This window comes from Chryseobacterium camelliae (assembly GCF_030818575.1).
In the GTDB taxonomy this organism is placed as follows: Bacteria; Bacteroidota; Bacteroidia; order Flavobacteriales; family Weeksellaceae; genus Chryseobacterium; species Chryseobacterium camelliae_A.
The window spans coordinates 566065-590366 of record NZ_JAUTAL010000001.1 but is presented as its reverse complement, the minus strand read 5'-3'; the positions used below and the strand labels follow the sequence as shown (position 1 = coordinate 590366).

At 41.8% G+C, this 24302-nt stretch carries 26 protein-coding genes, 1 tRNA gene and 1 pseudogene; 19 read left to right on the top strand and 9 right to left on the bottom strand.

Annotation, left to right across the window (positions count from 1 at the left end; genetic code table 11):
• Positions 1-105: 105 nt before the first annotated feature.
• Positions 106-1539: a DUF1800 domain-containing protein gene (locus QE404_RS02725; RefSeq protein WP_307446145.1), complete on the top strand. Its 1434-nt coding sequence runs from the start codon at positions 106-108 to the stop codon at positions 1537-1539.
• Between the two features lie 20 nt (positions 1540-1559).
• Positions 1560-2744, top strand: coding sequence for a DUF1501 domain-containing protein (locus QE404_RS02720; RefSeq protein ID WP_307446142.1), 1185 nt, complete (start codon positions 1560-1562; stop codon positions 2742-2744).
• A gap of 55 nt (positions 2745-2799) precedes the next feature.
• Here the strand turns inward: QE404_RS02720 and QE404_RS02715 are convergent, their stop codons facing one another.
• The 3 genes from QE404_RS02715 to QE404_RS02705 all read right to left on the bottom strand — a co-directional run bounded on the left by QE404_RS02715 (position 2800) and on the right by QE404_RS02705 (position 4703).
• Positions 2800-2931, bottom strand: coding sequence for a hypothetical protein (locus QE404_RS02715; protein WP_307446140.1), 132 nt, complete (start codon positions 2929-2931; stop codon positions 2800-2802).
• A 150-nt stretch (positions 2932-3081) separates the two neighbouring features.
• Positions 3082-4101 (bottom strand): helix-turn-helix transcriptional regulator, encoded by a 1020-nt coding sequence (locus QE404_RS02710; protein ID WP_307446137.1) that lies wholly within the window; start codon positions 4099-4101, stop codon positions 3082-3084.
• Between the two features lie 269 nt (positions 4102-4370).
• Positions 4371-4703, bottom strand: a complete 333-nt coding sequence (locus QE404_RS02705; RefSeq protein ID WP_307446134.1) for a HopJ type III effector protein — start codon at positions 4701-4703, stop codon at positions 4371-4373.
• A gap of 155 nt (positions 4704-4858) precedes the next feature.
• Between QE404_RS02705 and QE404_RS02700 the strand changes: the two genes are divergently transcribed.
• A complete protein-coding gene (locus QE404_RS02700; protein WP_307446132.1) occupies positions 4859-6241 on the top strand; it encodes an RtcB family protein in 1383 nt (460 codons plus the stop codon).
• 302 nt (positions 6242-6543) lie between these two features.
• Here the strand turns inward: QE404_RS02700 and QE404_RS02695 are convergent, their stop codons facing one another.
• A complete protein-coding gene (locus QE404_RS02695) occupies positions 6544-6993 on the bottom strand; it encodes a hypothetical protein (protein ID WP_307446128.1) in 450 nt (149 codons plus the stop codon).
• Positions 6994-7300: 307 nt separating this feature from the next.
• Here QE404_RS02695 and QE404_RS02690 point away from each other — a divergent pair, with 307 nt between their 5' ends.
• The 6 genes from QE404_RS02690 (at position 7301) to QE404_RS02665 (ending at position 11413) form a co-directional block, all read left to right on the top strand.
• Entirely contained in the window at positions 7301-8050 is a 750-nt protein-coding gene (locus QE404_RS02690; protein WP_307446125.1) for a nucleotidyltransferase domain-containing protein, read from the top strand.
• Between the two features lie 10 nt (positions 8051-8060).
• Positions 8061-8798, top strand: a complete 738-nt coding sequence (locus QE404_RS02685) for an ATP-grasp domain-containing protein (RefSeq protein WP_307446122.1) — start codon at positions 8061-8063, stop codon at positions 8796-8798.
• The gene (locus QE404_RS02680) at positions 8795-9232 is read left to right on the top strand and encodes an AAA family ATPase (RefSeq protein WP_307446119.1); all 438 of its coding nucleotides are present in this window, start codon (positions 8795-8797) and stop codon (positions 9230-9232) included. Before QE404_RS02685 ends, QE404_RS02680 begins: the two co-directional genes overlap by 4 nt.
• The gene (locus tag QE404_RS02675) at positions 9222-9989 is read left to right on the top strand and encodes a tRNA(His) guanylyltransferase Thg1 family protein (RefSeq protein ID WP_307446116.1); all 768 of its coding nucleotides are present in this window, start codon (positions 9222-9224) and stop codon (positions 9987-9989) included. Before QE404_RS02680 ends, QE404_RS02675 begins: the two co-directional genes overlap by 11 nt.
• 143 nt (positions 9990-10132) lie before the next feature.
• Positions 10133-10324, top strand: a complete 192-nt coding sequence (locus tag QE404_RS02670) for a hypothetical protein (protein WP_307446113.1) — start codon at positions 10133-10135, stop codon at positions 10322-10324.
• 3 nt (positions 10325-10327) lie between these two features.
• Positions 10328-11413: a nucleotidyltransferase domain-containing protein gene (locus tag QE404_RS02665; protein ID WP_307446111.1), complete on the top strand. Its 1086-nt coding sequence runs from the start codon at positions 10328-10330 to the stop codon at positions 11411-11413.
• A gap of 43 nt (positions 11414-11456) precedes the next feature.
• Here QE404_RS02665 and QE404_RS02660 read toward each other — a convergent pair whose 3' ends face one another.
• From QE404_RS02660 to rpsO, 3 genes are all read right to left on the bottom strand, one after another.
• Positions 11457-11891 (bottom strand): cold shock domain-containing protein, encoded by a 435-nt coding sequence (locus tag QE404_RS02660; protein ID WP_294206958.1) that lies wholly within the window; start codon positions 11889-11891, stop codon positions 11457-11459.
• 523 nt (positions 11892-12414) lie between these two features.
• Positions 12415-14739 carry a polyribonucleotide nucleotidyltransferase gene (locus QE404_RS02655; RefSeq protein ID WP_307453698.1) on the bottom strand — a complete coding sequence of 775 codons (2325 nt, stop codon included), beginning with the start codon at positions 14737-14739 and terminating at the stop codon, positions 12415-12417.
• Between the two features lie 251 nt (positions 14740-14990).
• A complete protein-coding gene (gene rpsO / locus QE404_RS02650) occupies positions 14991-15260 on the bottom strand; it encodes a 30S ribosomal protein S15 (RefSeq protein ID WP_307446095.1) in 270 nt (89 codons plus the stop codon).
• Between the two features lie 172 nt (positions 15261-15432).
• Here rpsO and QE404_RS02645 point away from each other — a divergent pair, with 172 nt between their 5' ends.
• The 6 genes from QE404_RS02645 to QE404_RS02630 all read left to right on the top strand — a co-directional run bounded on the left by QE404_RS02645 (position 15433) and on the right by QE404_RS02630 (position 19013).
• Complete coding sequence (locus QE404_RS02645) at positions 15433-15987, top strand: pyruvate decarboxylase (protein WP_307453696.1); 555 nt, start codon at positions 15433-15435, stop codon at positions 15985-15987.
• A gap of 191 nt (positions 15988-16178) precedes the next feature.
• Positions 16179-16322 carry a bacteriocin-like protein gene (locus tag QE404_RS19365; protein WP_409013987.1) on the top strand — a complete coding sequence of 48 codons (144 nt, stop codon included), beginning with the start codon at positions 16179-16181 and terminating at the stop codon, positions 16320-16322.
• A 19-nt stretch (positions 16323-16341) separates the two neighbouring features.
• A complete protein-coding gene (locus QE404_RS02640; protein WP_307446090.1) occupies positions 16342-16485 on the top strand; it encodes a bacteriocin-like protein in 144 nt (47 codons plus the stop codon).
• Between the two features lie 21 nt (positions 16486-16506).
• Positions 16507-16731, top strand: a complete 225-nt coding sequence (locus QE404_RS19360) for a bacteriocin-like protein (protein WP_409013986.1) — start codon at positions 16507-16509, stop codon at positions 16729-16731.
• 200 nt (positions 16732-16931) lie between these two features.
• Positions 16932-18254, top strand: a complete 1323-nt coding sequence (mgtE, locus tag QE404_RS02635) for a magnesium transporter (RefSeq protein ID WP_307446088.1) — start codon at positions 16932-16934, stop codon at positions 18252-18254.
• A 21-nt stretch (positions 18255-18275) separates the two neighbouring features.
• Positions 18276-19013: an ABC transporter substrate-binding protein gene (locus QE404_RS02630; RefSeq protein WP_307446087.1), complete on the top strand. Its 738-nt coding sequence runs from the start codon at positions 18276-18278 to the stop codon at positions 19011-19013.
• Between the two features lie 161 nt (positions 19014-19174).
• On the opposite strand, the gene QE404_RS02625 is transcribed toward QE404_RS02630, so the two are convergent.
• Both QE404_RS02625 and QE404_RS02620 read right to left on the bottom strand, forming a co-directional pair.
• Entirely contained in the window at positions 19175-19624 is a 450-nt protein-coding gene (locus QE404_RS02625; RefSeq protein ID WP_307446085.1) for a GAF domain-containing protein, read from the bottom strand.
• 16 nt (positions 19625-19640) lie between these two features.
• Positions 19641-21069, bottom strand: a pseudogene (locus tag QE404_RS02620) (TonB-dependent receptor).
• A 55-nt stretch (positions 21070-21124) separates the two neighbouring features.
• Between QE404_RS02620 and QE404_RS02615 the strand changes: the two are divergent.
• The 4 genes from QE404_RS02615 (at position 21125) to QE404_RS02600 (ending at position 24144) form a co-directional block, all read left to right on the top strand.
• Positions 21125-21892 (top strand): MBL fold metallo-hydrolase, encoded by a 768-nt coding sequence (locus QE404_RS02615; RefSeq protein WP_307446081.1) that lies wholly within the window; start codon positions 21125-21127, stop codon positions 21890-21892.
• Positions 21893-21970: 78 nt separating this feature from the next.
• Positions 21971-22050, top strand: a tRNA-Leu gene (locus QE404_RS02610).
• Positions 22051-22352: 302 nt separating this feature from the next.
• Positions 22353-23159: an SDR family oxidoreductase gene (locus QE404_RS02605; protein ID WP_307446079.1), complete on the top strand. Its 807-nt coding sequence runs from the start codon at positions 22353-22355 to the stop codon at positions 23157-23159.
• A 73-nt stretch (positions 23160-23232) separates the two neighbouring features.
• The gene (locus QE404_RS02600; RefSeq protein ID WP_307453695.1) at positions 23233-24144 is read left to right on the top strand and encodes a helix-turn-helix domain-containing protein; all 912 of its coding nucleotides are present in this window, start codon (positions 23233-23235) and stop codon (positions 24142-24144) included.
• The last annotated feature ends 158 nt before the right edge of the window (positions 24145-24302 follow it).

Below are 24302 nucleotides of genomic sequence, written 5' to 3'. Positions count from 1 at the left end.
GGTACAGGCTGCAAAGCCATGTCTATCAGGATCATAAAATTAAAAAAATCAAATAAACGTTTAAGTTTAAATTAATAAATGTGAACAAAATATTAATCTTTATGGATGTCCTTAACTTTCATGACGGTTTTCCATCCAAAAAATAAAATCCCAATGGCCGCATCCTCACTACTGAACAATAAGCACCTCCTGTGGCGCGCCGGATTCGGTCCTGCAGCAGGACAGTATGCCAGCCTTGCCGGAAAGGACAGCAAATCCCTACTGGCCGAATTGTTTAAACATCATGATTTCAATGAGATCAGGTATACCACTCCGGACCTGCCGGATACTCCTGCCAATATGATGGACAGCCAGTCTGCAGCAGAAAAGAAGAAGGAAATGCAGAAAACCTACAGCAAGCAGAATAATGAATTGAATCTTGCGTTCCTGGACTCTATGATCCATAGTGAGGACCAGCTGAGGGAAAAGATGGCGTTCTTCTGGCACGGACATTTTGCATGCCGGGTGAACAATCCTCAATACAACCAGCAACTGCTTAATACCATCAGGAAAAATGCATTGGGAAGTTTCCGTGATCTCCTTTTTGAAGTAAGCCAGTCTCCGGCTATGCTGAACTTCCTGAACAATCAGCAGAATAAAAAAGACCATCCTAATGAGAATTTCGCCCGAGAAGTTATGGAGCTCTTTACCATGGGAAGAGGGAATTATACGGAGAAGGATATCCGGGAAGGAGCACGGGCCTTTACAGGATGGAGCTATGATAAGGAAGGGAATTTCCAGGAAAAACTAAAAGTGCATGACGAAGGCGTGAAAACCTTTCTTGGAAAAACAGGAAATTTCAATGGAGCTGACGTTTTGAATAGTATTCTTGACCGGAAAGCTACCGCGCACTTCATCACGGCTAAAATTTACCGTTTCTTCGTGAATGAAAACCCCGATGACAATATTATTGATGACCTGAGCGAAAATTTTTATGACTCCGGTTATGATATTAAAAAACTGGTGAAGGCCATTTTTTCATCATCCTGGTTTTACAACCGCAGAAACATCGGCAACAGGATCAAATCCCCGATTGAGCTGATGGCAGGAATTTCGAGAACACTTCCCATGAAGATCCAGAACCCGGAAAACCTGATTGTATACCAGAAACTTCTAGGCCAGATGCTTCTCTACCCGCCCAATGTATCCGGATGGCCCAGCGGAAAATCCTGGATCGACAGTTCCACGCTGATGGTGCGGCTACAGATTCCTCAAATATGGTCAGGCTTGCGCCCGCTGGAATATACGCCGCGGCAGGATGACGATATCGACATGGGCATCAAATCCAGGGAAACGGCACTGAACAAGATGTTTAAAAATCCGAATATTGTGATCGATTGGCCACTGGTGGAACAGATTTTTACCGATAAAAACTGTGAAGATTACCTGATCCAGAATCCGACTTCACTGGATATGAATACTGTAAAAAATTTTTCTGACCGGAGCATAAAAGCGAACATCATCAACCTGATGTCAACACCGGAGTACCAGCTCATGTAAACCATCCTAAAAACCATCTTATGCTAATCAAAAGAAGAGATTTTCTCAAAATAAGTTCACTGGCAACCGCCTCTTTCCTGATGCCCAATTTCCTGAAAGCCATGACGCTTGAAAATGCCCTTGAAGCAGATGACAAAATATTGATAGTGCTTCAGTTTACTGGTGGAAATGACGGGCTGAATACCATTATCCCGGTACGGAATGATATCTATTTCAGAGGACGGAAAAGCATTGCCATACAGAATTCCCTGTCGCTAAATGATGAAGCAGGCATTCATCCTTCTTTGTCATATTTCAAAGAGCTTTATGATAATGGTGAGCTCTCTGTGCTGAACAATGTAGGTTATCCGGACCCCGACAAATCGCATTTCAGGAGCATGGATATCTGGCAATCTGCCAGCAAAAGCAATGAGTATCTGGATACTGGATGGCTTGGAAGATACCTTGATGAAGAATGCTACCGATGCGAACGTCCCACTCAGGCGCTTGAGGTAGATGATATGCTGAGTCTTGCTCTGAAGGGTGATAATAACAAGGCCTTCGCATTTAAAGATCCAAAAAGGCTGTACCAGACCAGCCAGGAAAAATACTTTAAATCCCTTTACGACCATCATCATGATGACGAAACGGTCTCTTACCTGTACCAGACCCTGGGCTCCACGATTAATAATGCAGGCTATATCTTTAAGGAAAGCCAGACGAAGAAAACAGACCAGACCTATCCCGGTTCTCAGCTCGGAAAGGATTTCAAAACCGTAGCCTCACTGGTTAAGTCTGACATCAACACCCGGGTCTATTATCTTTCTGTGGGCAGCTTTGACACGCATGTAAACCAGAATGACCGCCAGCAAAAGCTTTTTGATGACATTAATGACTCTGTTGAATCATTTGTAAAGGACATGAAGAGCAACGGATTATTTGATAAGATCCTTTTAATGACCTTTTCGGAATTCGGGCGCCGTGTTGCCCAGAATGCCAGCAACGGGACCGACCACGGGACAGCGAACCAGATGTTTTTCATCAGTGGCGGACTGAAGAAAAAGGGACTGCTGAATCCGCTTCCTGATCTGCAAAAGCTGAATGAGGGAGACCTGATCTATTCTGAGGATTTCAGAAAAGTATATGCAACGATTCTTAAGAACTGGCTCCGGGCAGATTCTTCCAAAGTATTGGGATGGAAAGACGGAACCTATGATTTCATATAATGAAACAGGAGGCCATCTGAGATGAGCCTCCTGTTTGTGATCAATTCAGAAAAACTTAATTCTGTACAGGAATCGCTTTTCTTTCTTCCTGTTTTTTATCCAGTTTCTCTGATATTTTTTTAACGATGTATTCGATAACAATCGGTGCTACAATAGCCACCGCGGCTTTAAGGATTCGTGATCTCATAATTTGATTTTTATGAAATAGTGATTACAATTTCTACGCCAATTTAATAAATTCAAACCCATCAGAAACAACCTTTCTCTATAATGGAGTAAATATCCATAAAAAATCACTCTGCATCTAATCCGTCCCACATTACTCATTACCCATTACCTATAACTCATTCTCTATCTCCAGCTTTTCATAATTCCGGCTTCCCGCTATGAATTTTTCCTGTAGCTTCAGCCTCAGTTTCCTGGGTTTGTGAACGACCAGGCAATCGCCGAAACCCAGCAACATACGCTCCAGTTCGTAGTTGACCTGTACACAGATTTTAAACAAGGCTCCTTCCTCCGTTTCGCTGATGATTTCCTGGCTGCTGTGCAGCGGTTTTGTTTTGACATAGGGTGCATTAGAAGCATCTACGAAGAAAACCACTTTTTTGGGTTTCAGGGTTTCGGATACCGTAACTCCTATGACATCTTTGAAATAATCATCTCCATCCAGATGACAATCGATATATGCAATATGCTCATCAGCCTGTATATCTTCCATCCTGTCCAGGGCTAAATTGTAAATTTTACCTTTATACAGGCAGATAAGGAACCATCGGTTATTGTATTCCTTCAAAAGTTGAGGATGCACCGTATAAGTGTTGGCTTCTCTTGCTGTAAAGCTTTTGTAGAAGATGCGCAGCACCTTCTTTCCCGCAATGCTTTCGTAGAGGATGTCGATATGTTCCAGGCCGCGGAGCTGTTCATTCTTATCGAGGTGTATGATGGATTTCTGATGGGTGGCGTGGATGGAATCCTCCAGTTTCTGGATGACGCCGTTCATCTCCTTGAACATGGAGAAATCCTTGAACTGTTTCAGGATCTGTATGGCATTGTTCATCGCTTTCAGGTCACTGTCGTTCACGGAAATATTATGGATGCTGTAATCGGGATCGCTGTAGCGGTAATATTTCCTGTCATAGACCTCAATCGGCGCCTCATATCCGAATTTTTCACTCCGCATATTCTGGAGGTCCAGCTGTACCGTACGCCTGCTGACGTAGGATTCTTTGCCCTCAAATTCAAACAATGCTTCTGAGCAGGCATCAATCAGATCTTCGAGCGTGTATTTCCTGTACCTGTTCTTGAGGCAGCGGTCCAGGGTCTCGTAACGGATGAGCGCATTTTTGTTGGATGACATGGTATTTTATTTTTTTAGGCGTGTCCCTTCATTTTTCCTTAAGCTGTTCCGAGCATCATTCAGGGCCGGGCTGCTACAGGCTTCACTTCGTTCCGGTTTCGGCTCGGGGCTGCGCCCCGAGCCGAAACTGCTCCCTACAGTCGCACCTTCCGCATCCCTCACGCGGGATAGTCAGCACATATTTTAACAAGGTGTGAACATTAAATAATGGTCCTTTAATGCAGAGAGACAATCAGGATCTGTACAATTGTTTTCCCATAGCGGCTCATTTACTTTGTTTTTAATGCTTCCCCTTCAAAGGATATTCCGGCCCAGCCGTACTGCATAAAGTTCCTGATGTTCTGGTGATCGTTTCCTTCAGGGTTTTTCAGTACATCTTCACGGTAGAATTCACCGAAAAGGTTTAGGGTCTCCTCTTTTGAAAGATCGTTCAGCCGGGCAAAACTGAAGACTTTGCATGAACCGTTATTCTGGCCGGCTTCATTAACAGTATTACCGTTGGTGAATTTTGTAGGTGTAAAATCATAGTATTCGTCGATATAGGCAATGACTTCTTTAAACTGAATGGTTTCCGGGGTGTTCTTTAGCTGTTCTTTTAACATAAGGTTTGATATTTGGGACGGGAAGGCAATGAGCAAAGCTAACTGATGCGCCTATGATGTAACCCGCTTCCGGTAAAAATAATTAAAAAAAATTATCTGCGCAAAAAGATTGCACACTTGCGTTGTTACTTTGCACTATCAAAACGGAAAACAAAATGAAATTCAACGGACATCATTTAATCGAACGCGGATACAGGCCTGCCCAATGGTTTAAGGATGCGATTCAGTACATCAATGAAAATCAACTGGATGAAAGCCAGATTACCACATATCTTGAGCAGTTCGCCCAGTCTGAACAGCTTCCGCTCCATGAAGAGCCGAAAGAGTTCATCATCAACATCAGGGCTGAACATGAACATGAAACCGACAATGTGGAAAAAGTAATCAACACCATGAAAGTACTGATGAAAACCCCAACCCTGATAGGAGGAGCTATCATGCCGGATGCCTGTCCTACAGGACCTGAAGGGCATATCCCGGTGGGCGGTGTTGTGGTAGCCAAAAACGCCATTCACCCTGGATTCCATAGTGCGGATATCTGCTGTTCCGTAATGCTGACGGATTTTGGGAAAGCTGATCCCAAGTCCGTACTGGATGCGGCACACTCAGCTACACATTTCGGATACGGAGGAAGGCCTAGAGGGGAACAGATGCCAATGTCGCAGGAACTGATGGATGCATTCCGGGAAAACGACTTCCTGAATGATGAAAAACTTATCAGTATTGCCCGTTCGCATATGGGAACACAGGGTGACGGAAACCACTTCCTGTTTGTCGGGATTTCAAGAAATACAGGAAATACAATGCTGGTTACCCACCACGGATCGCGTGCTCCCGGTGCTGCATTGTATGATAAAGGAATGAAAGTGGCCAACAGGTTCAGAATGGATATTTCGCCCGAGACCCTGAAGGAAAATGCCTGGATTCCGTATGATACCGAAGAAGGAAAATCCTATTGGGAAGCTTTACAGCTGATCAGAGCATGGACCAAAGAAAACCATACCTCAATTCATGATGCCGTTTTAAAAACGATGGAGCTTGAAAAAGAAGACCGCTACTGGAACGAACACAATTTCGTCTTCAAAGACGGAGACCTGTTCTACCATGCTAAAGGAGCGACTCCGCTGGATGATAAATTCATGCCGGATATTACAGGGCCCAGACTAATTCCGTTAAACATGGCGGAACCGGTGCTGATCGTAAAAGGAACAACTAACGAAAGGAACATGGGGTTTGCACCGCACGGAGCCGGAAGGAATTTCAGCAGGACAAAGCATAAAAAATCACTGGCGCACAAAACCATTGAAGAAGTCTTCGCCGAAGAAACCCAGGGACTGGACGTCCGTTTCTTTACGAATGAAATTGATATTTCTGAACTTCCGACCGCCTATAAAAGTGCAAAGAACGTAAGAGCCCAGATCGAAGAATACGGATTGTGTGAAGTCCTGGATGAAGTGATGCCTTACGGATGTATTATGGCGGGAGACGTACAAAAAAATGCGCCGTGGAAGAAAAAGAAGAAATTCAGAAAAGCATAAACTAACATAAAACTAATAACCCGGCCTTGCAGATGTGAAAGTCTGCAGGGCTCATGAAAACCATTCATATAGCAGGGGCAGTAGCTCAGATGGCTGAGCAACAATTACTTTCCGCTACTGGCAAAAAATGTTCCTGTAAATTCCAGTTGTGTGTCGCAGGTTCGATTATAAAAATGTAACACAATATCTTCTATCATCAGGCTAAAATCAACTGGCTCTTTGGAAAAAGTAAAAAATCCTGAAAGGCTTTCAGGATTTTTTATGCTTATTGATTTACTAGATTTTCTCGTTTCCGGTCTTTTTTATTTTGTTGTACCGTTGTTAATCGTTCCATTAGTATTTAATGTACCACTTGTACCATATTTTACAGTACTATTGGTCCCGGTTTTTAAAGTTCCGACACCACTATTCAGCGTACCGTTACTGTTTATGGTTCCGGTCGTTCCGTTATTCAATGTACTATTGCTGTTTAATGTGCCGTTGGTTCCAGTGTTCAGGCTTCCACTGCTGTTCAGGGTTCCGGTATTCAGGGTACTATTGCCGTTTAACGTACTATTGGTTCCGGTATTCAACGTTCCATTATTGTTTAGTCCGCTATTTAGAGTACCATTGCCGTTTAACGTACCATTAGTACCATTATTAATAGTTCCCGTACCGCTGTTCATCGTTCCGGTATTGGTTTTAAGTGTGGTCTGTGCAGACACCGTGATAAAACCTCCTGCTATACATGCTGCTACAATTAACTTTTTCATATTATTTTTATTTAGATTGGTGATAGTAGTTTAATTGCAATTATCATACAAAACATTTAGGTGGGTTACATATTTTAACTTGATTTATCATTAATTAAAACAAATTACCTTATAAAGGTTATAAAAACTCTTAACAAATTTCCTGAAAATTCATTCTTACATTTTAATATGGTAAAGACTGGAATTTTAACTATCCGGTTCATGAGCCGGGTGAAAATATACTTTGTTTTGGAATAAAAAAATAAAAACAGCCTGCGCAAAAAGACTGCGCAGGTTATTTTTTATTTTGTACCATAAATTGAAAACAATGACACCCAAAATACTTGAAAAACTAAAAGAAGTCGAGGAAAGACGCGGCATAGAAATACTTCTTGCCGTAGAATCCGGAAGCAGGGCATGGGGTTTTGCCTCACCGGACAGCGATTACGATATACGCTTTATCTACAGGCACAAAAAAGAATGGTACCTTTCCCCCTGGGATAAGGATGAAACAATAGAGTTCATGACCGAGGACGACCTGGACGGCTCCGGCTGGGACCTGCGCAAGACTTTTCATTTATTATTGAAGTCCAATGCTGCCCTGCTAAGCTGGTTCTACTCGCCAATCGTGTATTTGAAGAATGAGGAGTTTTATAAACTGTTCAAACCTTTGGCCGATGAATGTTTCTCTCCTATAGCCGTTTCCTACCACTACATGAGCATGAGCAAAAAATATCTGGAGGCCTGCCGGAAGGATGTAATAAAGCTGAAAAGCTATTTTTACTGCCTCCGCACTACCCTGACCGGGAAATGGATCCTGGAAAAAGGCACTGTGCCACCGGTTTTGTTCAGCGAATTGCTGGTACTGGTTGATGATGCTGCGAGAATCAAAATAGAATATTTAATCGCTTTAAAAGCGACCAAAGGGGAATCTTATGATCATCCGAATGACTGGAAGCTTTTTAGCTGGCTGGAGAACCTGATCAAAAAGAATGAAGAAGGATCCAAAAGCCTGAAAAGCGGAAATGCAGATAAGAGTAAGATGGAGACCGTGTTCAGGGAAATATTAATGAATTAAAAACAATCGTATGAAAAATATCGTCGCACTGTCTCCTATGTATACAGAGGACAGTAACAATCTGAAAAAGGCTTCACTCAACTCCTCTTACGAAGTGAACCGGTTCAATGCAAAATGGAATGTTCCGGAAGAATTCCGTGCGGATGTCGTGGCAGTGTATGGCGAAGATATCTATGCTGAGATCGTAGCTGAACAATGCAACCTGATTTTGACAAAACCAAATGACAACTGGCTTTCTGAAATCCCGGAATCATTGACAAAACGTCAGATCACTTACGGTCAGCTGAAAGATTTTGTACACGAAAAAAACATTTTCATCAAGTGTTCCGATTTTAAAAGCTTTAAAGCAGGAGTCTTCGATAGTGTCACAGACATTCCAGGATTTGAATCACTGGATCCCGGGATATCCGTTTTCACTTCTGAGGTGGTAGAATGGGAGCTTGAAGTACGCTGCTTTGTTTTGGATAGCGAAATCAAAACCTATTCTTCTTATTGGCGGAATAACAGTTTTGATGCCAGCCCGTTATCTGAAGATGAACAAAAAGGCCTGCACAAATTTTACAGAGACTTTATACAGGTCTGTTCTGAAACTATTCCCAGAGCCATTGTCCTTGACTTTGGGATTATTAAAGGAAAAGGCTGGGCTCTCATTGAGGCCAACCCGGCATGGTGTTCCGGGCTGTACGCCTGCGATGCAGAGAAGGCTCTGGAAGTTATAGTGGAAAGCTGTAGTAAAAAATTAGCATGATGGAAATGATCATCTTTACCGGGATTCCGGCGAGCGGAAAAAGTTCCTTGTATAAGGAACTTTTTTTCAAATCCCACATCAGGATCAGCCTGGATTTGCTGAACACACGAAATAAAGAAAATAAGTTGCTGCGGTATTGTTTTGAAACGCAGTCGAAAATGGTGATCGACAATACAAACATAACCGTAGAAAGCCGTAAAAAGTATATTGAATCTGCGAAACAGAATCAATATGAAATCATAGGATATTTTTTTGAAAGCAGCATTCAGGATTGCCTGGAAAGAAACAGGAACAGAAAAGACGCCATCAATGAAATTGGAATAAAAGCCAAATACAAAGATCTGGAAAAGCCCGGATTTAAAGAAGGCTTTGATAAAATATTCAATGTTAGAATTGTCAATAATACCTTTAAAATCAGTCCTTATGAAAATTGAAGAAATAGAAGCCGTCATGCGTAAAAATGAGGGCCTTTCGGAACAATATGTCCTCCCGGGAAATTATATCATTGTAAGACTGGACGGAAAAGGCTTCACGAAACTGACCAAAGAAAAGCTTACCCTGGAAAAACCGTTTGATGAAAAATTCGGCAAAGTAATGATTGATATGGCAAGGTATCTTTTTAATACCGGTTTTAAAGTAATCTATGGCTACACCCAAAGTGATGAAATTTCTTTATTGATTGATAGAGACGACCAGACCTTCAGCAGAAAAATACGGAAACTAAATTCTGTATTGGCCGGTGAAGCCAGTGCCTTTTTCAGCCTGCAATTTCAGGAAATCTGTGTTTTCGACTGCCGCACCATAGCGATTCCCAACCAGGAAATGCTGCTGGATTATTTCTGCTGGCGGCAGGAAGACGCGCACCGGAATTCTCTTTCCGCCTATTGCTACTGGACTTTGCGGAATAATGGCTTCCCCGCAAAACAAGCCGCCGGAAAGATCGAGAAAATGTCACAGGCCGAGAAAAATGAACTGCTCTTTCAATATGGCATCAATTACAATACGCTTCCGTTATGGCAGAAACGCGGCGTTGGGATCTATAATAAAGAAGTTATGAAGCAGGGTTTTAATCCGGTGACGAATGAAAAGGTGGATTGTGTGAGGAAGGAATTGTTTGTGGAAAAGGAATTGGTACTGCGTGGGGAATATAGAGCATTTTTGAGTTCAATTTTTAATGTTTATAGCCATTGATTGAAAATGATTCTTATTTAGAAAGTATAAACATTAATGGATATAGATTGATTAAAAAGATAGTTTTATACAATGATTAATATTTGTACATTACTGGGAGATTATATAATTAGAGTTTTGAATTAAGTTGATCTTCTTTAAAGATGAAAATAGTAAGACCCAAAATATTAGGTACCCTTCAGATTAAAATAGCTATTGCAGGCAACTGTATTGTTGAAAATGGGGTTAATAAACCACCTAATAAAATAAGAATACCATGCAATAATCATGAAGACGCCCTTGAAATTATTGAAAGATTAAAAACAGCAAAACCAGGTGATATTATTCATATTTAGATCATGACCACTTCAATGCTAAAATCCAGAAACCTCATCCTCCTCGAAGCTATCTCCGGCAGCCGTGCTTTCGGGCTGGCTACAGAAAATTCAGATACCGATATCCGGGGTGTGTATTATCTGCCGAAAGAGGACTTTTTCGGGTTGAATCATATACCACAGGTTTCCAATGAAACAAATGACATTACCTATTATGAAATCGGGAGGTTTGTGGAACTGTTGCAGAAAAATAATCCGAATATTCTGGAAGTCCTGGCCAGCCCGGAAGACTGTATCCTCCGGAAGCATCCGCTGATGGATCTTTTGAAGCCGGAAGATTTCCTGTCGAAACTGTGTAAAGATACGTTTGCCGGATATGCTATTTCACAGATCAGGAAAGCGAAGGGCCTGAATAAAAAAATTCTGAATCCCATGGATCGGGGGAAAAAGTCCATCCTGGATTTCTGCTATATCCTGCATGATCAGGGCTCAGTACCGCTCAAAAAGTGGCTGCGTGAGTTTTCCTTTTTTGGAGGCCAACATGGATTGGTACAGGAAAAATGTGGACTGATAAGCATTGAACATACCAAAGGGATGTTTGCGCTTTTTTATGATGAGTCCGGAGATCTCGGTTACAAAGGGATTATCCGGCATGAAGAGGCCAACCAGGTTTCCATATCATCGGTTCCGAAAGAGGAAAAGCCGCTGGCGTACCTGTTCTGTAACCTTGATGCCTATTCCACGTACTGCAAAGACTACCGCGAATACTGGAAGTGGGTTTCTGAAAGGAATGAGGACCGATATAATGTCAACCAAAAGCACGGACAGAATTACGACAGCAAGAATATGATGCATACCATCCGTTTGTTGCAGTCCTGCGAACAGATTTTTAAGACCGGTTCGCTGGATATCCGTGTGGCTAACCGGGACGAACTCCTGGACATCAAAGCCGGCAACCGTTCATATGAGGATGTCATGAAAAAAGCGGAAGATCTCATCCGTTCCATTGAGCACCACTATTCAACTTCCCGGCTTCCCGAAACTCCGGATTTGGAAAAGACTGCAATAATCCTGGTAAACATCCGGGAGGAAGTGTATAAAAACAAATAAAGCTTCTTTCGAAGCTTTATTTTATAGGGTGTAATGATATTGATTATTTAACCAGTTTGATATCAACCGCAGAAAATCCTTTCGGGGATCTCTCTTTTTCGAATGACACCTTATTGCCTTTCTTCACCATTTCCGTACAGTTGTTACTGTGGAAGAATACATTTTCTTTCGATTTGTCTTCCGTAATAAAACCATAGCCTTTTTCACTGAAGAAGGTAATAATTCCTGTTTTTCTGATTTCTTCCGCTTCAATAGGAGCAGCACCCAGCTGGATGTTATCCAGATCGATTTCAGCTCTTTCGGTATTATCCGGTGGTGTGGAAGTCAGCTGACCGTTCGCATCTACGTACATCAGCATGTCATCAAGGCTCTTGCCTTTGTTGTTGCTCGTTTTACGCTCTTCACGTTTCTGAGCTTTTTCTTTTGCTTTTTGAACTTTTTTCTTAAAATTTTCTTTTTTAGAGAAAGAATCCGCCATATATTATATTAAAATTTAATTGTTTCTGATAAAAATTTTCGTCTTCCGAAAAGAAATAAAAAGCTGTGTACTGCTTTACTGTCCTGCTTATTGCCGTAAAATCAAACTAAACTGTATTAAAATCCGTCAGCTGTACAAACAAAAACCGAATGAAGAAAAATGGAAATTCTAAACCGTTACAAGAGGAAAGAAGGTTTACACCTTTTTATTTGTTTTACAAATGTACGAAAAAATAATACACAATCCTATTTCAATGAATTGGAATTCAATTGCTTTTTTCATTGGGTGCTATAGTCCTGCTGAATGTATGGCAATAAACATATTTTAAATCCTAAGCTCAGAAGAAGGATTTTAATGGGTAAAATTTCTTTTTTTCGTAGATACATTGTTTCTAAATCATCATTAAAAAGTAACTGAACCGCTCCAAATATTGCGAACTTTAGCCCTTGGGTAAAGCCGACATTTTCACGCAACGAAAAATCCCTCAAATAATTGAGGGATTTGTATGGTTCAGTTAAGAATCTTATGCTTCTTCAGATGAAGGGTTCTGATCTCCCTGAGGCTGGTCACCTTCGGGTCTTCTTTCCCTTTCCTGTCTTCTTTCTCCTTCAGGCCTTCTTTCTCTCTCTCCTTCAGGTCTCCTTTGTCCTTCGGGTCTTCTCTGCCCTTCAGGTCTGTTTGGTCTGTCAGATCTTTCAGAACGCTCAGGTCTTCCCTGTCCTTCCGGTCTAGGAGGTCTTGGTAACAATACCTTTCTTGAAAGTTTCATTTTCTTACGGTCATCGTAACCCATGAATTTCACTTCCACTTCATCCCCTTCATTATAAGGAACTTTATCCAGACGTGACCATTCGATTTCAGAAATGTGAAGCAGTCCTTCAGTACCTTTGGCAATGGCTACGAAAGCTCCGAAATCCATTACTTTTACCACTTTACCATTATATACTTCACCTACAACCGGTACAAATGTAATTTCGTTGATTTTCGCGATCGCTTCGTTGATTTTCTCTCTGCTAACCCCGGAAATCTCAATCCTTCCGATTTCTCCCACTTCTTCAATAGCAATAACGGTATCGGTATCTTTCTGCATCTGCTGGATGATTTTTCCTCCAGGCCCGATTACCGCTCCGATGAAGTCTTTAGGAATCTCCATCATCACCATTTTCGGTGCGTGAGGTTTCACGTCAGCTCTCGGCTCAGCGATGGTTTCCGTGATTTTATTTAAGATATGAAGTCTTCCCTCTTTAGCCTGCATCAATGCTTTTTCCATGATATCCATGGAAAGTCCCTGGATTTTGATATCCATCTGACACGCTGTGATCCCGTCTGCCGTTCCCGTTACTTTAAAGTCCATATCGCCAAGGTGGTCTTCATCACCCAGGATATCGGAAAGTACCGTGAATTTTCCTGTCTTTACATCGGTTACCAGCCCCATCGCAATTCCGGAAACCGGCTTTGCAATCTGAACACCGGCATCCATCAACGCCAGGGTTCCGGCACAAACCGTTGCCATGGAAGATGAACCGTTGGATTCAAGGATATCGGAAACGATACGGATGGTGTATGGGTTTTCTTCAGGAATCATGTTAGCCAAAGCTCTCTGAGCCAGGTTCCCATGTCCTACCTCTCTTCTGGAAGTTCCTCTTAAAGGTCTTGCTTCCCCTGTAGAAAATGGAGGGAAATTATAATGAAGGAAGAATCTCTCGTCATAGTTGACCATTACGCTGTCTACCATATTGGCATCCTTGATGGATCCTAATGTTACCGCTGTAAGAGATTGGGTTTCTCCTCTTGTAAAGATGGCAGAACCGTGCGCTCCCGGAAGGTAGTCGATCTCGCTCCAGATTGGCCTGATGGTTTCAGGATCACGTCCGTCCAGGCGGATTTTTTCATTCAGGATCATGTTACGCATCGCCTCTTTTTCCACATCATGGTAATATACTTTGGCGAACGGCGTTACTCTTTCCAGCTCTTCAGGGTTATCTACATATTGTGCTAAAAACTCATCAAGAACCGCTTTGAATTTTTCTCCCCTCTCTTCTTTTCCTGAAGGGGTCTTAGCAACTTCGTATACTTTATCATACGTTTCTTTCCACACTTTCTCACGAATGGCTTCATCGTGGTTTTCGTGGTTATATTCTCTTTTCGGTAAAGATTTACCTACTTTTTCAGCTAATCTCTCCTGAGCTTCCACCTGCTTCTTGATTTCAGCATGTGCAAACTGGATGGCTTCCAGCATTTCCGCTTCAGTGATTTCCTTCATTTCCCCTTCCACCATAACGATAGAATCTTTAGTTGCTCCCACCATGATGTCCAGGTCGGAATCTTTAAGATCTGCATAGTTCGGGTTGATAGACAGCTCACCGTTGATTCTTACCACCCTTACTTCAGACATCGGTCCGTTGAAAGGAATATCGGTAATTGCGATTGCTGATGATGCGGCAAGACCTGCAAGGTCATCTGGAATGGATTGTCCGTCATAAGAAATCAGTGAAATCATCACCTGAACTTCTGCGTGGAAATCTTCCGGGAACAATGGCCTTAAAACCCTGTCCACCAAACGCATCGTTAAAATCTCCTGATCAGAAGGACGTGCTTCTCTTCTGAAGAAGTTTCCCGGAATTTTACCGCCTGCGTAAAACTTTTCTCTGTAGTCTACCGTTAACGGTAGAAAATCTACTCCCGGATTAGCTTCCTTATTGGCTACAACCGTTGCTAAAAGCATAGTTCCGCCCATTTTTACGACTACAGATCCGTCAGCCTGTTTTGCTAATTTCCCTGTTTCAATAGTGATTTCTCTGCCGTCTGCAAGAGTAATCAGCTCTGTAATTGCTTGAGGTACACTCATAAATTTTTTGTGTTGCACTCCGTATTGAGCGCCTTTAATGATTATATTTCGTCTAAAATTCGTCTGCAAATTTAATGTAATTATTTGGATAAAAGTAGTAATCCCGGTGAAAATCCGTATAAAAAGGCTGTTTGGTTTAGCATTTCAGCAAAGGAAAACGGAGGTCTTACAGGTATATTAATATGGTACTTCAAAACAAATAAAAAAAGCAACCTCCTGAGAGATTGCTTTTATTTGAAAATCTTTATAGATTATTTTCTTAAACCTAATTCAGCGATGATCGCTCTGTATCTTTCGATATCTTTGTTTTTAAGATAATCCAGTAATCTTTTTCTTTTACCTACCAGCTTCACCAAAGATCTTTCTGTATTGAAGTCATGACGGTTAGCTTTAAGGTGCTGAGATAAGTGATTGATTCTGAAAGTGAAAAGTGCAATTTGCCCTTCAGCACTTCCGGTGTCCTGTGCAGATTTTCCGTGCTTAGCGAAAATTTCCTGCTTTTTTTCTGTTGTTAAGTACATTCCAATATTGTTTAATGATTATTATGTAACGCGTGCAAAAGTACAACTATTTTTTTATTCTGCAAACATTATTGATGCCGTAAATCAAAACTGATAGAAAAAAGTGTTAAATATTTCTTAATAAACTATACTGAGATTCACGAAAAGGCAGTAATTTTGCATAGTATTACAAATGAGAAAAATTATATTCTTTACAGCCCTTACCTCTTTCCTTATCATCGGTACCGCTTATGCAAAAGCACAGAAAAGCACAGATGATAAAATCAGAAAAGTACTGTATTTCAATCCTGAAGTGGAACCTGATATTGAAGAGATTAAAGAACCTACCAACTATGCGTTCTTTAATGCGGTATCGGAAAACCTCAGCGGGTACCACAGGAATAAAATGCTCAAAACAGAAACCCAGATCCCTTTTGATAGTATAGACAAGCAGACAATCTCCGATTACTGCATGAATAATGATGCCGATTTTGCCGTAGTTCCCAAAGTAAAATACTTCAAAGTAGGCCTCGGCAAATATGTCTTTTCCAACCAGGTTGTGGTCAGCATGAAACTGTATGACGCTGAAGGCAATTTCATCACCGAAAGCGATTATGATACCTACCGTAAAAATATGCGCCTGCTCGGATCTGCTGAAAATTCAATTAAAATCGGTACCAATGGTGCTATTAAGGACATTCTTAAAAGCCTTAAAAAAATCAAGCCTTCAGAAGAAACGGGATTTTAACACTTAATCCGGTCTTTATCTTCTCATCAATCTTTTTCTCTTCTTATCTATCTTCTTCAATCACCGGCCTGCAGCCGGAAACCACACATACGGCTACTGAAAACCATCGCTTTACATAAATTTTTCAACTCACATTTTAGCGAATAATAAAATATTTTTATTATCTTGGCTATACTTTAATCCAAAACAATATGAAAAATTTAAAAAAGCTCAACAGAGCGGAGCAGAAAGCCATTAAAGGCAGCGGCCTCCAAAGATGTACCGAAAATTATCAATGTCCTGGCGGTTCCTGCTGCCAACGGGTATGTGTCGTTTATTCTTGTCCCGAAGTGTAACCAAAAAAAACTAAATCCAATGAAAAATTTAAAGAAACTAACCCGGGAAGCACAGAAAACCATTAACGGAGGAGCCCGCAACAAATGCATCGACCATTCAGACTGTGTTGTAGGATGGTGCTGTAACAGGATGTGCGTAGCACAGGCATGTTTAGAAGCCTGATTTTGAATATCCTGGTAGTTTATGCTGCCAGAGGGTATCTACCTTTTACCTATACTTTGCAGTATAATTAAAAACAAACTCAAAACAAATCCAATGAAAAATTTAAAAAAAATTACACGGGAAACATTGAAGATCATTAATGGCGGAGACCGCAATAATAGATGTCGAGACATCCACAACAATCCCTGCACTACAGGATGGTGCTGCAATGGGACATGCTATCCGTACGCTTGTATAGAACCTTGATTTCAATACTTAAATATTTTCAAATTAATCCGGAACACCTGCACTGAGCAGGTGTTCTTTTTATTGGGTAGTACAGTAACACACACTTGGATCCAGGAGCAGTTATCTACCGAATCCTTTAATTAATCCTTAAATCTTCGCCATTATTGCCCAGTTTTAAAAATTTAAATTATTTTTGCGTATCTAAAAAATCCCAAGCTTTGAACTCCGGAGACGAAATCATATTTAATCCTGCCGATATTGCCGAAACGCTCAGCAACCTTCCTGCTGACGAAAGGCTGTTGGCATTCCTCAAGGTTTCAAAGCAATACAAGGCAGAAGTTTTCTCCCACCTGGATCCTGACTTCCAGGAGGAAACCATCCGGAGCATCGGAAGCGATGAAGTCTCAGAGATCCTCAATGCCATGACCCCGGATGACCGTACAGCCCTGTTTGAAGACTTTCCGGATGAACTGATCAAGTATTCCATCAATCACCTGAATCCCCAGGAAAGAAGGATTGCCCTGAAACTTTTAGGCTATAATTCGGATTCCATTGCCCGTCTGATGACACCTTATTACATTCAGATCCGCAAGGAATGGACCGTTAAGAAGTGCCTCCAGCAAATAAAAAAGGTAGGAAGGAAAGTGGAAACCATGAACTACCTGTATGTAGTGGATGAAAGAAACCGCCTTATTGATGATATCGCTATCGGAACACTGCTGCTTGCTGAAGAAGATACTCTGGTTTCCGAAATTACGGATAACCATTTTGTAGCCATCACCACAACCACCACAAAGGAGGATGCCGTTACCTACTTTGAGAAATACGACCGCGGTGCCCTGCCCATTATTACGGAAAACGGAGTCCTGGTAGGCATCGTAACCATTGATGACATCCTGGACCAGATCGAGCAGCAGAATACGGAAGACATCCAGAAGTTCGGGGGATTGGAAGCGCTTGATCTTCCCTATACACATACCTCATGGACAGAAATGATCCGTAAAAGAGCCACCTGGCTGATCATCCTGTTCATCTCGGAAATGCTTACCGCCTCCGCAATGGGATATTTTGATAAAGAAATTGAAAAAGCTGTAGTTCTTGCCCTGTTTGTACCGCTGATCATTTCAAGCGGCGGAAATTCGGGATCGCAGGCAGCTACACTGATCATCCGTGCGATGGCCCTTCAGGAAATCACCCTGAAAGACTGGTGGTACGTCATGAAAAAAGAAATCATTTCCGGGCTGTGCCTGGGAACTATACTCGGGATCATCGGCTTTATCCGCATCATGGTCTGGCAGAAACTAGGGCTGTTCGATTACGGTACGTACTGGGTATATGTGGGACTCAGCGTTTCTGTTTCACTCATCGCTATTGTACTCTGGGGAACGCTTTCCGGTTCCATGATTCCTTTTGTGCTTAAAAAACTCAAACTGGACCCTGCCACTTCTTCCGCTCCTTTTGTAGCCACCCTTGTGGACGTAACGGGACTAATCATCTATTTTACGGTTGCCGGACTTTTCTTAACAGGAAAACTTTTGTAATTTTAGGCAAAGTCCCAAAATATGAATGTTATTTCGCTCGTGCCTTCGATTACTGAGGCTTTATTTGATTTAGGTTTAACAGAACACCACATCACAGGAAGAACAAAATTCTGTATCCATCCTGAAGATCGGATCAAAAACATCCCTGTTATAGGCGGAACCAAAAACCTCAACCTGGAAAAGATCAGGAACCTGCGGCCAGACCTTATTATAGCGAATAAAGAAGAAAATACCAAAGAACAGGTAGAAACCCTGATGAAGGAATTTAAAGTGGTTGTTACCCATGTAGAAACGGTAGAAGACAATTATTACCTTCTTAAAACATTAGGAACCCTTTTCGACTGTGAGGAAAAAGCCCAGCAGTTCAATCTGAAAATTTACGAAGTGCTGGAAAGCGCCAAGATCCATACTCCGTTAAAAGCAGCCTACCTGATCTGGAAAAACCCTTATATGACCATCGGATCAGATACCTTCATCCATCATATCCTGAAGGAAATCGGATTTGAAAATAGTTTCAGGGACAGGACACGCTATCCGGAAATCACGGTAAAAGACCTAGCTGATACGGATATCATCATGTTATCCTCTGAACCTTTCCCATTCAGGGAACAACATATAGAAGAACTGAAAGCCGTTTATCCTGAGAAAAAAATCATGATTGTGGACGGAGAGGCATTTTCCTGGTACGGAACGCATATTGCGAAATGTGCACCGTATTTCAAGGAGCTGATTGATGAAGTGGAGCTGTTCGCTAAATAATCAATTCAAGGGCGGCGTCTTTATTGTTGTTTGTTGTGGTGCCAATCTATTTTTAAACCTGCCTGTATTGATTCCCGCAGGGCTACCTTAAATGAACTTATATCAAAATAAAAAGCTCCGGTTCTTGCAAACCGGAGCTATATTTTATGCATCAAAAACGCTTATAAAATTTTTGAAACCTCGTGGCACAGCCATTCCAGCATTTCCAGGTCTTCTTTGGTGAAAGGATCCAGGGTATGGGAATCAATATCGATCTGGCCGATGTTCTCGCCATTTTTGAAGATCGGGACTACAATTTCCGCTTTAGTGTCGATGGAACAGCTCAGGTAGTTATCCTGCTGGTGAACGTCCGGCACGATAAAAGTTTCATTGGAAACAGCTACCTGCCCGCAGATTCCCTTTCCGTAAGGAATAATGGTATGGTCGGTTGGTGCACCCACATAAGGGCCCAGGATCAGTTCATTTTTATCTCCGTTTTTAAAGTAGAATCCGGTCCAGTTGAAATAGGAGATTTCCTGGTCCAGCAGGTGGCAGACTTTCTGAAGCTTTTCTTCAGTATTGTGTTTAGGACTTTCAAGGATGGAGGAAAGCCTTTTTTTTAGTTCTAACATGATGTTTCTTTTAGGTTTAAGAAAATTGTTTTAGGGAAAGTTCTTCTTTGTAGCCGAACATTCCACGCTCTTTGATCATTTCCGCAACGCCTTCCGGAACCTGGGATTCCCAGCCTTTCACATTGCATGAGATTTTCTTCAGGATTTCCCTGGAATAAATTTCCAGGTATTCAGGATTATAGCTGGTGATATCTACAATACGGTTGTTGTGTTTGAAATATTTATACAATTCTTTCAGGCTTTCATTCCACTTTCAGGTTGGACGAATCCAGCAGCTCGTGGGTTTCAGGGTCTTTGTACGGATACAGGTATACCCTCATGCCGTTGCGGAAGAACTTACCGAAGGCTTCCAGAATGCCACCGGAAAGATTGTTGTAGTATTTTTCGTCGAATACCATCAGCATATTGTTCACACCCATGGCCACGCCGATATTTCCGTTGGTATGGGTAGCGAAATAATCGATCATCCTGTAATATTCGGAGAAATTGGAGATGATAACGGTATATCCCAGTTTACCGAGGATGTCTACCCTGTCCATAAAATCCCTTTCGTTGATATCTCCGTCCGCTCTGAGGTTGGAGATGGTGATTTCAATCAGCACTTCGGTTTCATCATGGGTACAGGCAGCATCTTTCAGGAACATGTCCAGTCCGTTGCGGAGCATATCGATATTCACCTTGGTCACGGGCCTGAAACTTCCCCTTACGGCAAAAATATTTTTCTTGTACAGGACATCTGCCGGAAGCATATTATTTCCTTCAGAATTGAAGATCACAGCATCAGTCATGCTGTTTTTTACCAGCTGAAGAGACATCAGCCTGTTATCCACGTAGGCAAATGCAGGTCCGCTGAAATCGATCATATCAATTTCCAGGTTATCCTTGGCAATATCATCGTACAGCGATTCAATCAGGGTCCTGGGATTATCGTAATAGTGGAAGGCCCCGAAAATGAGGTTCACCCCAAGGTTTCCCAGTGTTTCCTGTTGCAGAGTGGCGTCGTTTTCGTTGAATTTAACATGGATTACAATCTCATTATAATCCTCATTTTCTTTCACCTGGAAACGGATCCCCACCCAGCCGTGGCCTCTCATCGTTTTGTCAAAATTAATCGTTGTTACCGTATTGGCGTAGGAAAAGAACTTTCTGTCCGGATTGTTCTCCCTGGAAATCCTTTCCTCAATCAAAGACACTTCATAGCGGAGCATTTTACGGAGCCTGTTCTGGGTTACATACCTGTTTTTGGCTTCTTTTCCGTAAATGGCATCACTAAAATCCTTATCGTAGGCAGACATCGCCTTGGCGATTGTACCGGAAGCCCCCCCTGCTCTAAAAAAGTGCCGAACAGTCTCCTGCCCTGCTCCAATTTCCGCGAAAGTACCATAAATAGTAGGATCTAGATTAATTGTTAATGCTTTTTGTTTAGGAGTTAGTTTCTGATACATTAGGACATTAAATTTTTGCGTAAATTTACCAAAATTAAACCAACCTCAAAACAAAATGAAGTTGAAATTTTTAGGAACCGGTACTTCGCAGGGCGTACCCGTTATCGGCTGTACATGTGAGGTGTGCACCTCCGGAAATCCCAAAGACCAGCGATTCCGTGCCTCTGTGATGGTGACTACGGAAGAACGCCGCAAAATACTGATTGACTGCGGGCCGGACTTCCGCCAGCAGATGCTTCTGAACCATGAATCCAGTATAGACATCGCCCTCATTACCCATGAACATAACGACCACGTGATTGGTCTTGATGATATGCGTCCCCTGATTTTCAGGAGCGGGAAAGATATGCCGCTGTACTGCCATCCACGGGTCGGGCAGGAAATTAAAAAGCGTTTTGCCTACGCCTTTACAGATGTCCGGTATCCCGGCGCCCCGGCTTTTGAGCTCCATGAAATCGATCATCAGCCTTTTACCGTTTTGGATACGCTCATCACCCCTATTCAGGTGATGCACTATAAACTCAGCATCTTCGGTTACAAATTCAAAAATCTCGCGTATATTACCGACGGCAGCTTTATCTCCGATACCGAGAAGGAAAAACTGAAAAACCTGGATGTTCTGATCCTGAACTGCATCCGGAAATTCGATCCGCATCCTGCCCATTTCATCCTGCCGGATGTTATTGAGCTCTTTGAAGAACTCAAGCCCAAAAAGTTGTATTTAACCCATATCAGCCATCACTTCGGACTTTATGATGTGGAAGAACCCCTTCTCCCGGAAGGCATCCACCTTGCCTACGACGGACTGGAACTGGATTTTTAAAGAAAAGTTCGCAAAAAAGTTTTTAAATCTTAAAAAAGTTTCTATATTTGCACACCAATTAAAAGCATGGTAACACCAGCCCAGGTGGCGGAATTGGTAGACGCGCTGGTCTCAAACACCAGTTCTTAGGAGTACCGGTTCGATCCCGGTCCTGGGTACATCTAATTTTAAAACCCTTTCTGATTATCAGTCAGTTAGGGTTTTTTATTTAAATTTGGCAACGAATTGGTATCAAAAAGATTCTTCCTATCAATTTTAAGTTTCATATATGTTAACTCTTCTAATATAATACGAACTGTAATCAAATAAGTCATGATGTACAATCTATTCTTACAATAGGTACATCAAAGCATAATAATTGACTTTATTACTTTCGTTATTTCGGCTAAGTATATTCCCGCTTAGATTAATTCCTGAATTGAGTTAATATTCAACTTTGCATAGAACAAAAAAATAAAATATGCAAAAGACAATTTTCATTACCGGTGCTTCATCCGGACTGGGTAAGGCAACTGCCAAATTATTTCAGGAAAGGGGTTGGAAAGTGATCGCGACCATGCGAAGACCTGAAGAAGAAAAAGAGCTGAACCAGCTTTCCAATATAACCTTAGTAGAGCTGGATGTTACCAACACCCTAAAAAGCCAGGAAACAATAGCCGAAATTTTAAAATCCAATTCAGTCGATGTTGTACTGAACAATGCCGGTTATGGCCTTATCGGTCCATTGGAATCGTTTAGTGAGGAGCAAATCCAGATGCAGATCCAGACGAACTTAATGGGAGTTATTCAAATCACGAAAGCATTTGTTCCTTATTTTAGAGAAAGAAAAAGTGGAACATTCATTAATGTCACCAGTACTTTTGGTTTATTAGGATACCCGACATGTTCGATCTACAATGCCAGCAAATTTGCGATAGACGGTTTTTCAGAAGGTCTGGCCTATGAGTTGGCTCAGTTTGGCATCAAGGTGAAAATAGTAGCTCCAGGCGGCATGCAGACTGACTTTGCCGGAAGATCACTGCAGGGAGGTATGCATGAAGCATATGGCCAACTGATTGCGAAGGTTAGCGAAGGCTACAGTGAGGAGCAGATTGCCAATTACACAAAAGCGGAAGATGTGGCACTGATCATCTATGAAGCGGCCACTGATGGTAAATCCCAGCTCAGGTATATTGCGGGTAATGATGCTGTTGCCCTTTATAATGAGCGGCTGGAATTGACTCCTGAAGGGCAATTCGAAAAGATCCGCAACCAGTTTATATTTTAATTGCAGGGTAATTCCGGTTTGGTGACTATAACCAGCCGGGAATTACTTCTGATGAATTACTTAAATTTGTATCATGAAAAAGCTACCGGTCATATTTGATTCCTTATCCCAACTGCATAAAGCAATGGGACAGCCGGCACCTTCTCATCCCCTGATCAGCATTATCAATTACGGAGAGGCTCAATTCGATCCCAAAGATTTCGAACAGGGCATCATCCTGAACTTTTATAAAATTTCTTTCAAGACAAACTTTTCAGGAAAACTGAAATATGGTCAGGGCTACTATGATTTTGAGGAAGGTGGAATGTCATTCATTGCTCCTGGTCAGCTGATTAAGATGCAGGATGAAGAAGCCAATTATGATGGTATGACGCTCCATATCCATCCTGATTTTCTCAGGCCCTATCCGTTGAGTTCGGTCATCAGGCATTACGGCTATTTCAGCTATTCGGCGGCAGAAGCATTGTATCTTTCCGAAAAAGAAAAAGCTACCATTCTCAGCATTTATCGTTTTATTCAGGAAGAACTAAGCGAACGCATCGATAAATTCAGTCAGGACGTGATCATCTCACAGATCGAGTTGCTGCTCAAATATGCTAACCGTTTTTATGACCGTCAATTCCTGACCAGAAAAGCAGTCAATAATGATCTTCTTACCAGACTGGAACAACTGCTGGAAGATTACTTTAACGAGGAGAAATCACTGGTCATTGGACTACCTACCGTTAATGCTTTAGCAGACAACCTCCATGTAACGCCACGCTACCTGAGTGATCTTTTGCGAAATCTCATTGGATTGAACTCTCAACAGTTTATCCATGAAAAGGTCATAGAAAAGGCAAAAGAATATCTTGCGAAAGATGAACTGACCATCGCAGAAATTGCCTATCACCTGGGATTCGAGCACCCCCAGTCTTTCAACAAACTGTTTAAAAGTAAAACCTCCCTTTCCCCGTCTGACTATAAAAGATCTTTATTGAATTAACTTCAAACGGCATTTTCCTGTATTTGGTTACATCTTTTGGTAATCGGGCAACAATTTCCTTTCAGCGCCACCCTAATTTTGTTCATCATTCATCACTTAGATTTTTAATGCCTTGTTGGGAAATATAAGCAGGTCGTTGGCTGAGCTACTGATCAGAC

Bases quoted from the DNA above. Each gene is read 5' to 3' on its own strand.
- QE404_RS02725 (WP_307446145.1), top strand. From the start codon at position 106: ATGTCCTTAACTTTCATGACGGTTTTCCATCCAAAAAATAAAATCCCA.
- QE404_RS02720 (WP_307446142.1), top strand. From the start codon at position 1,560: ATGCTAATCAAAAGAAGAGATTTTCTCAAAATAAGTTCACTGGCAACC.
- QE404_RS02715 (WP_307446140.1), bottom strand. From the start codon at position 2,931: ATGAGATCACGAATCCTTAAAGCCGCGGTGGCTATTGTAGCACCGATT.
- QE404_RS02710 (WP_307446137.1), bottom strand. From the start codon at position 4,101: ATGTCATCCAACAAAAATGCGCTCATCCGTTACGAGACCCTGGACCGC.
- QE404_RS02705 (WP_307446134.1), bottom strand. From the start codon at position 4,703: ATGTTAAAAGAACAGCTAAAGAACACCCCGGAAACCATTCAGTTTAAA.
- QE404_RS02700 (WP_307446132.1), top strand. From the start codon at position 4,859: ATGAAATTCAACGGACATCATTTAATCGAACGCGGATACAGGCCTGCC.
- QE404_RS02695 (WP_307446128.1), bottom strand. From the start codon at position 6,993: ATGAAAAAGTTAATTGTAGCAGCATGTATAGCAGGAGGTTTTATCACG.
- QE404_RS02690 (WP_307446125.1), top strand. From the start codon at position 7,301: ATGACACCCAAAATACTTGAAAAACTAAAAGAAGTCGAGGAAAGACGC.
- QE404_RS02685 (WP_307446122.1), top strand. From the start codon at position 8,061: ATGAAAAATATCGTCGCACTGTCTCCTATGTATACAGAGGACAGTAAC.
- QE404_RS02680 (WP_307446119.1), top strand. From the start codon at position 8,795: ATGATGGAAATGATCATCTTTACCGGGATTCCGGCGAGCGGAAAAAGT.
- QE404_RS02675 (WP_307446116.1), top strand. From the start codon at position 9,222: ATGAAAATTGAAGAAATAGAAGCCGTCATGCGTAAAAATGAGGGCCTT.
- QE404_RS02670 (WP_307446113.1), top strand. From the start codon at position 10,133: ATGAAAATAGTAAGACCCAAAATATTAGGTACCCTTCAGATTAAAATA.
- QE404_RS02665 (WP_307446111.1), top strand. From the start codon at position 10,328: ATGACCACTTCAATGCTAAAATCCAGAAACCTCATCCTCCTCGAAGCT.
- QE404_RS02660 (WP_294206958.1), bottom strand. From the start codon at position 11,891: ATGGCGGATTCTTTCTCTAAAAAAGAAAATTTTAAGAAAAAAGTTCAA.
- QE404_RS02655 (WP_307453698.1), bottom strand. From the start codon at position 14,739: ATGAGTGTACCTCAAGCAATTACAGAGCTGATTACTCTTGCAGACGGC.
- rpsO (WP_307446095.1), bottom strand. From the start codon at position 15,260: ATGTACTTAACAACAGAAAAAAAGCAGGAAATTTTCGCTAAGCACGGA.
- QE404_RS02645 (WP_307453696.1), top strand. From the start codon at position 15,433: ATGAGAAAAATTATATTCTTTACAGCCCTTACCTCTTTCCTTATCATC.
- QE404_RS19365 (WP_409013987.1), top strand. From the start codon at position 16,179: ATGAAAAATTTAAAAAAGCTCAACAGAGCGGAGCAGAAAGCCATTAAA.
- QE404_RS02640 (WP_307446090.1), top strand. From the start codon at position 16,342: ATGAAAAATTTAAAGAAACTAACCCGGGAAGCACAGAAAACCATTAAC.
- QE404_RS19360 (WP_409013986.1), top strand. From the start codon at position 16,507: ATGCTGCCAGAGGGTATCTACCTTTTACCTATACTTTGCAGTATAATT.
- QE404_RS02630 (WP_307446087.1), top strand. From the start codon at position 18,276: ATGAATGTTATTTCGCTCGTGCCTTCGATTACTGAGGCTTTATTTGAT.
- QE404_RS02625 (WP_307446085.1), bottom strand. From the start codon at position 19,624: ATGTTAGAACTAAAAAAAAGGCTTTCCTCCATCCTTGAAAGTCCTAAA.
- QE404_RS02615 (WP_307446081.1), top strand. From the start codon at position 21,125: ATGAAGTTGAAATTTTTAGGAACCGGTACTTCGCAGGGCGTACCCGTT.
- QE404_RS02605 (WP_307446079.1), top strand. From the start codon at position 22,353: ATGCAAAAGACAATTTTCATTACCGGTGCTTCATCCGGACTGGGTAAG.
- QE404_RS02600 (WP_307453695.1), top strand. From the start codon at position 23,233: ATGAAAAAGCTACCGGTCATATTTGATTCCTTATCCCAACTGCATAAA.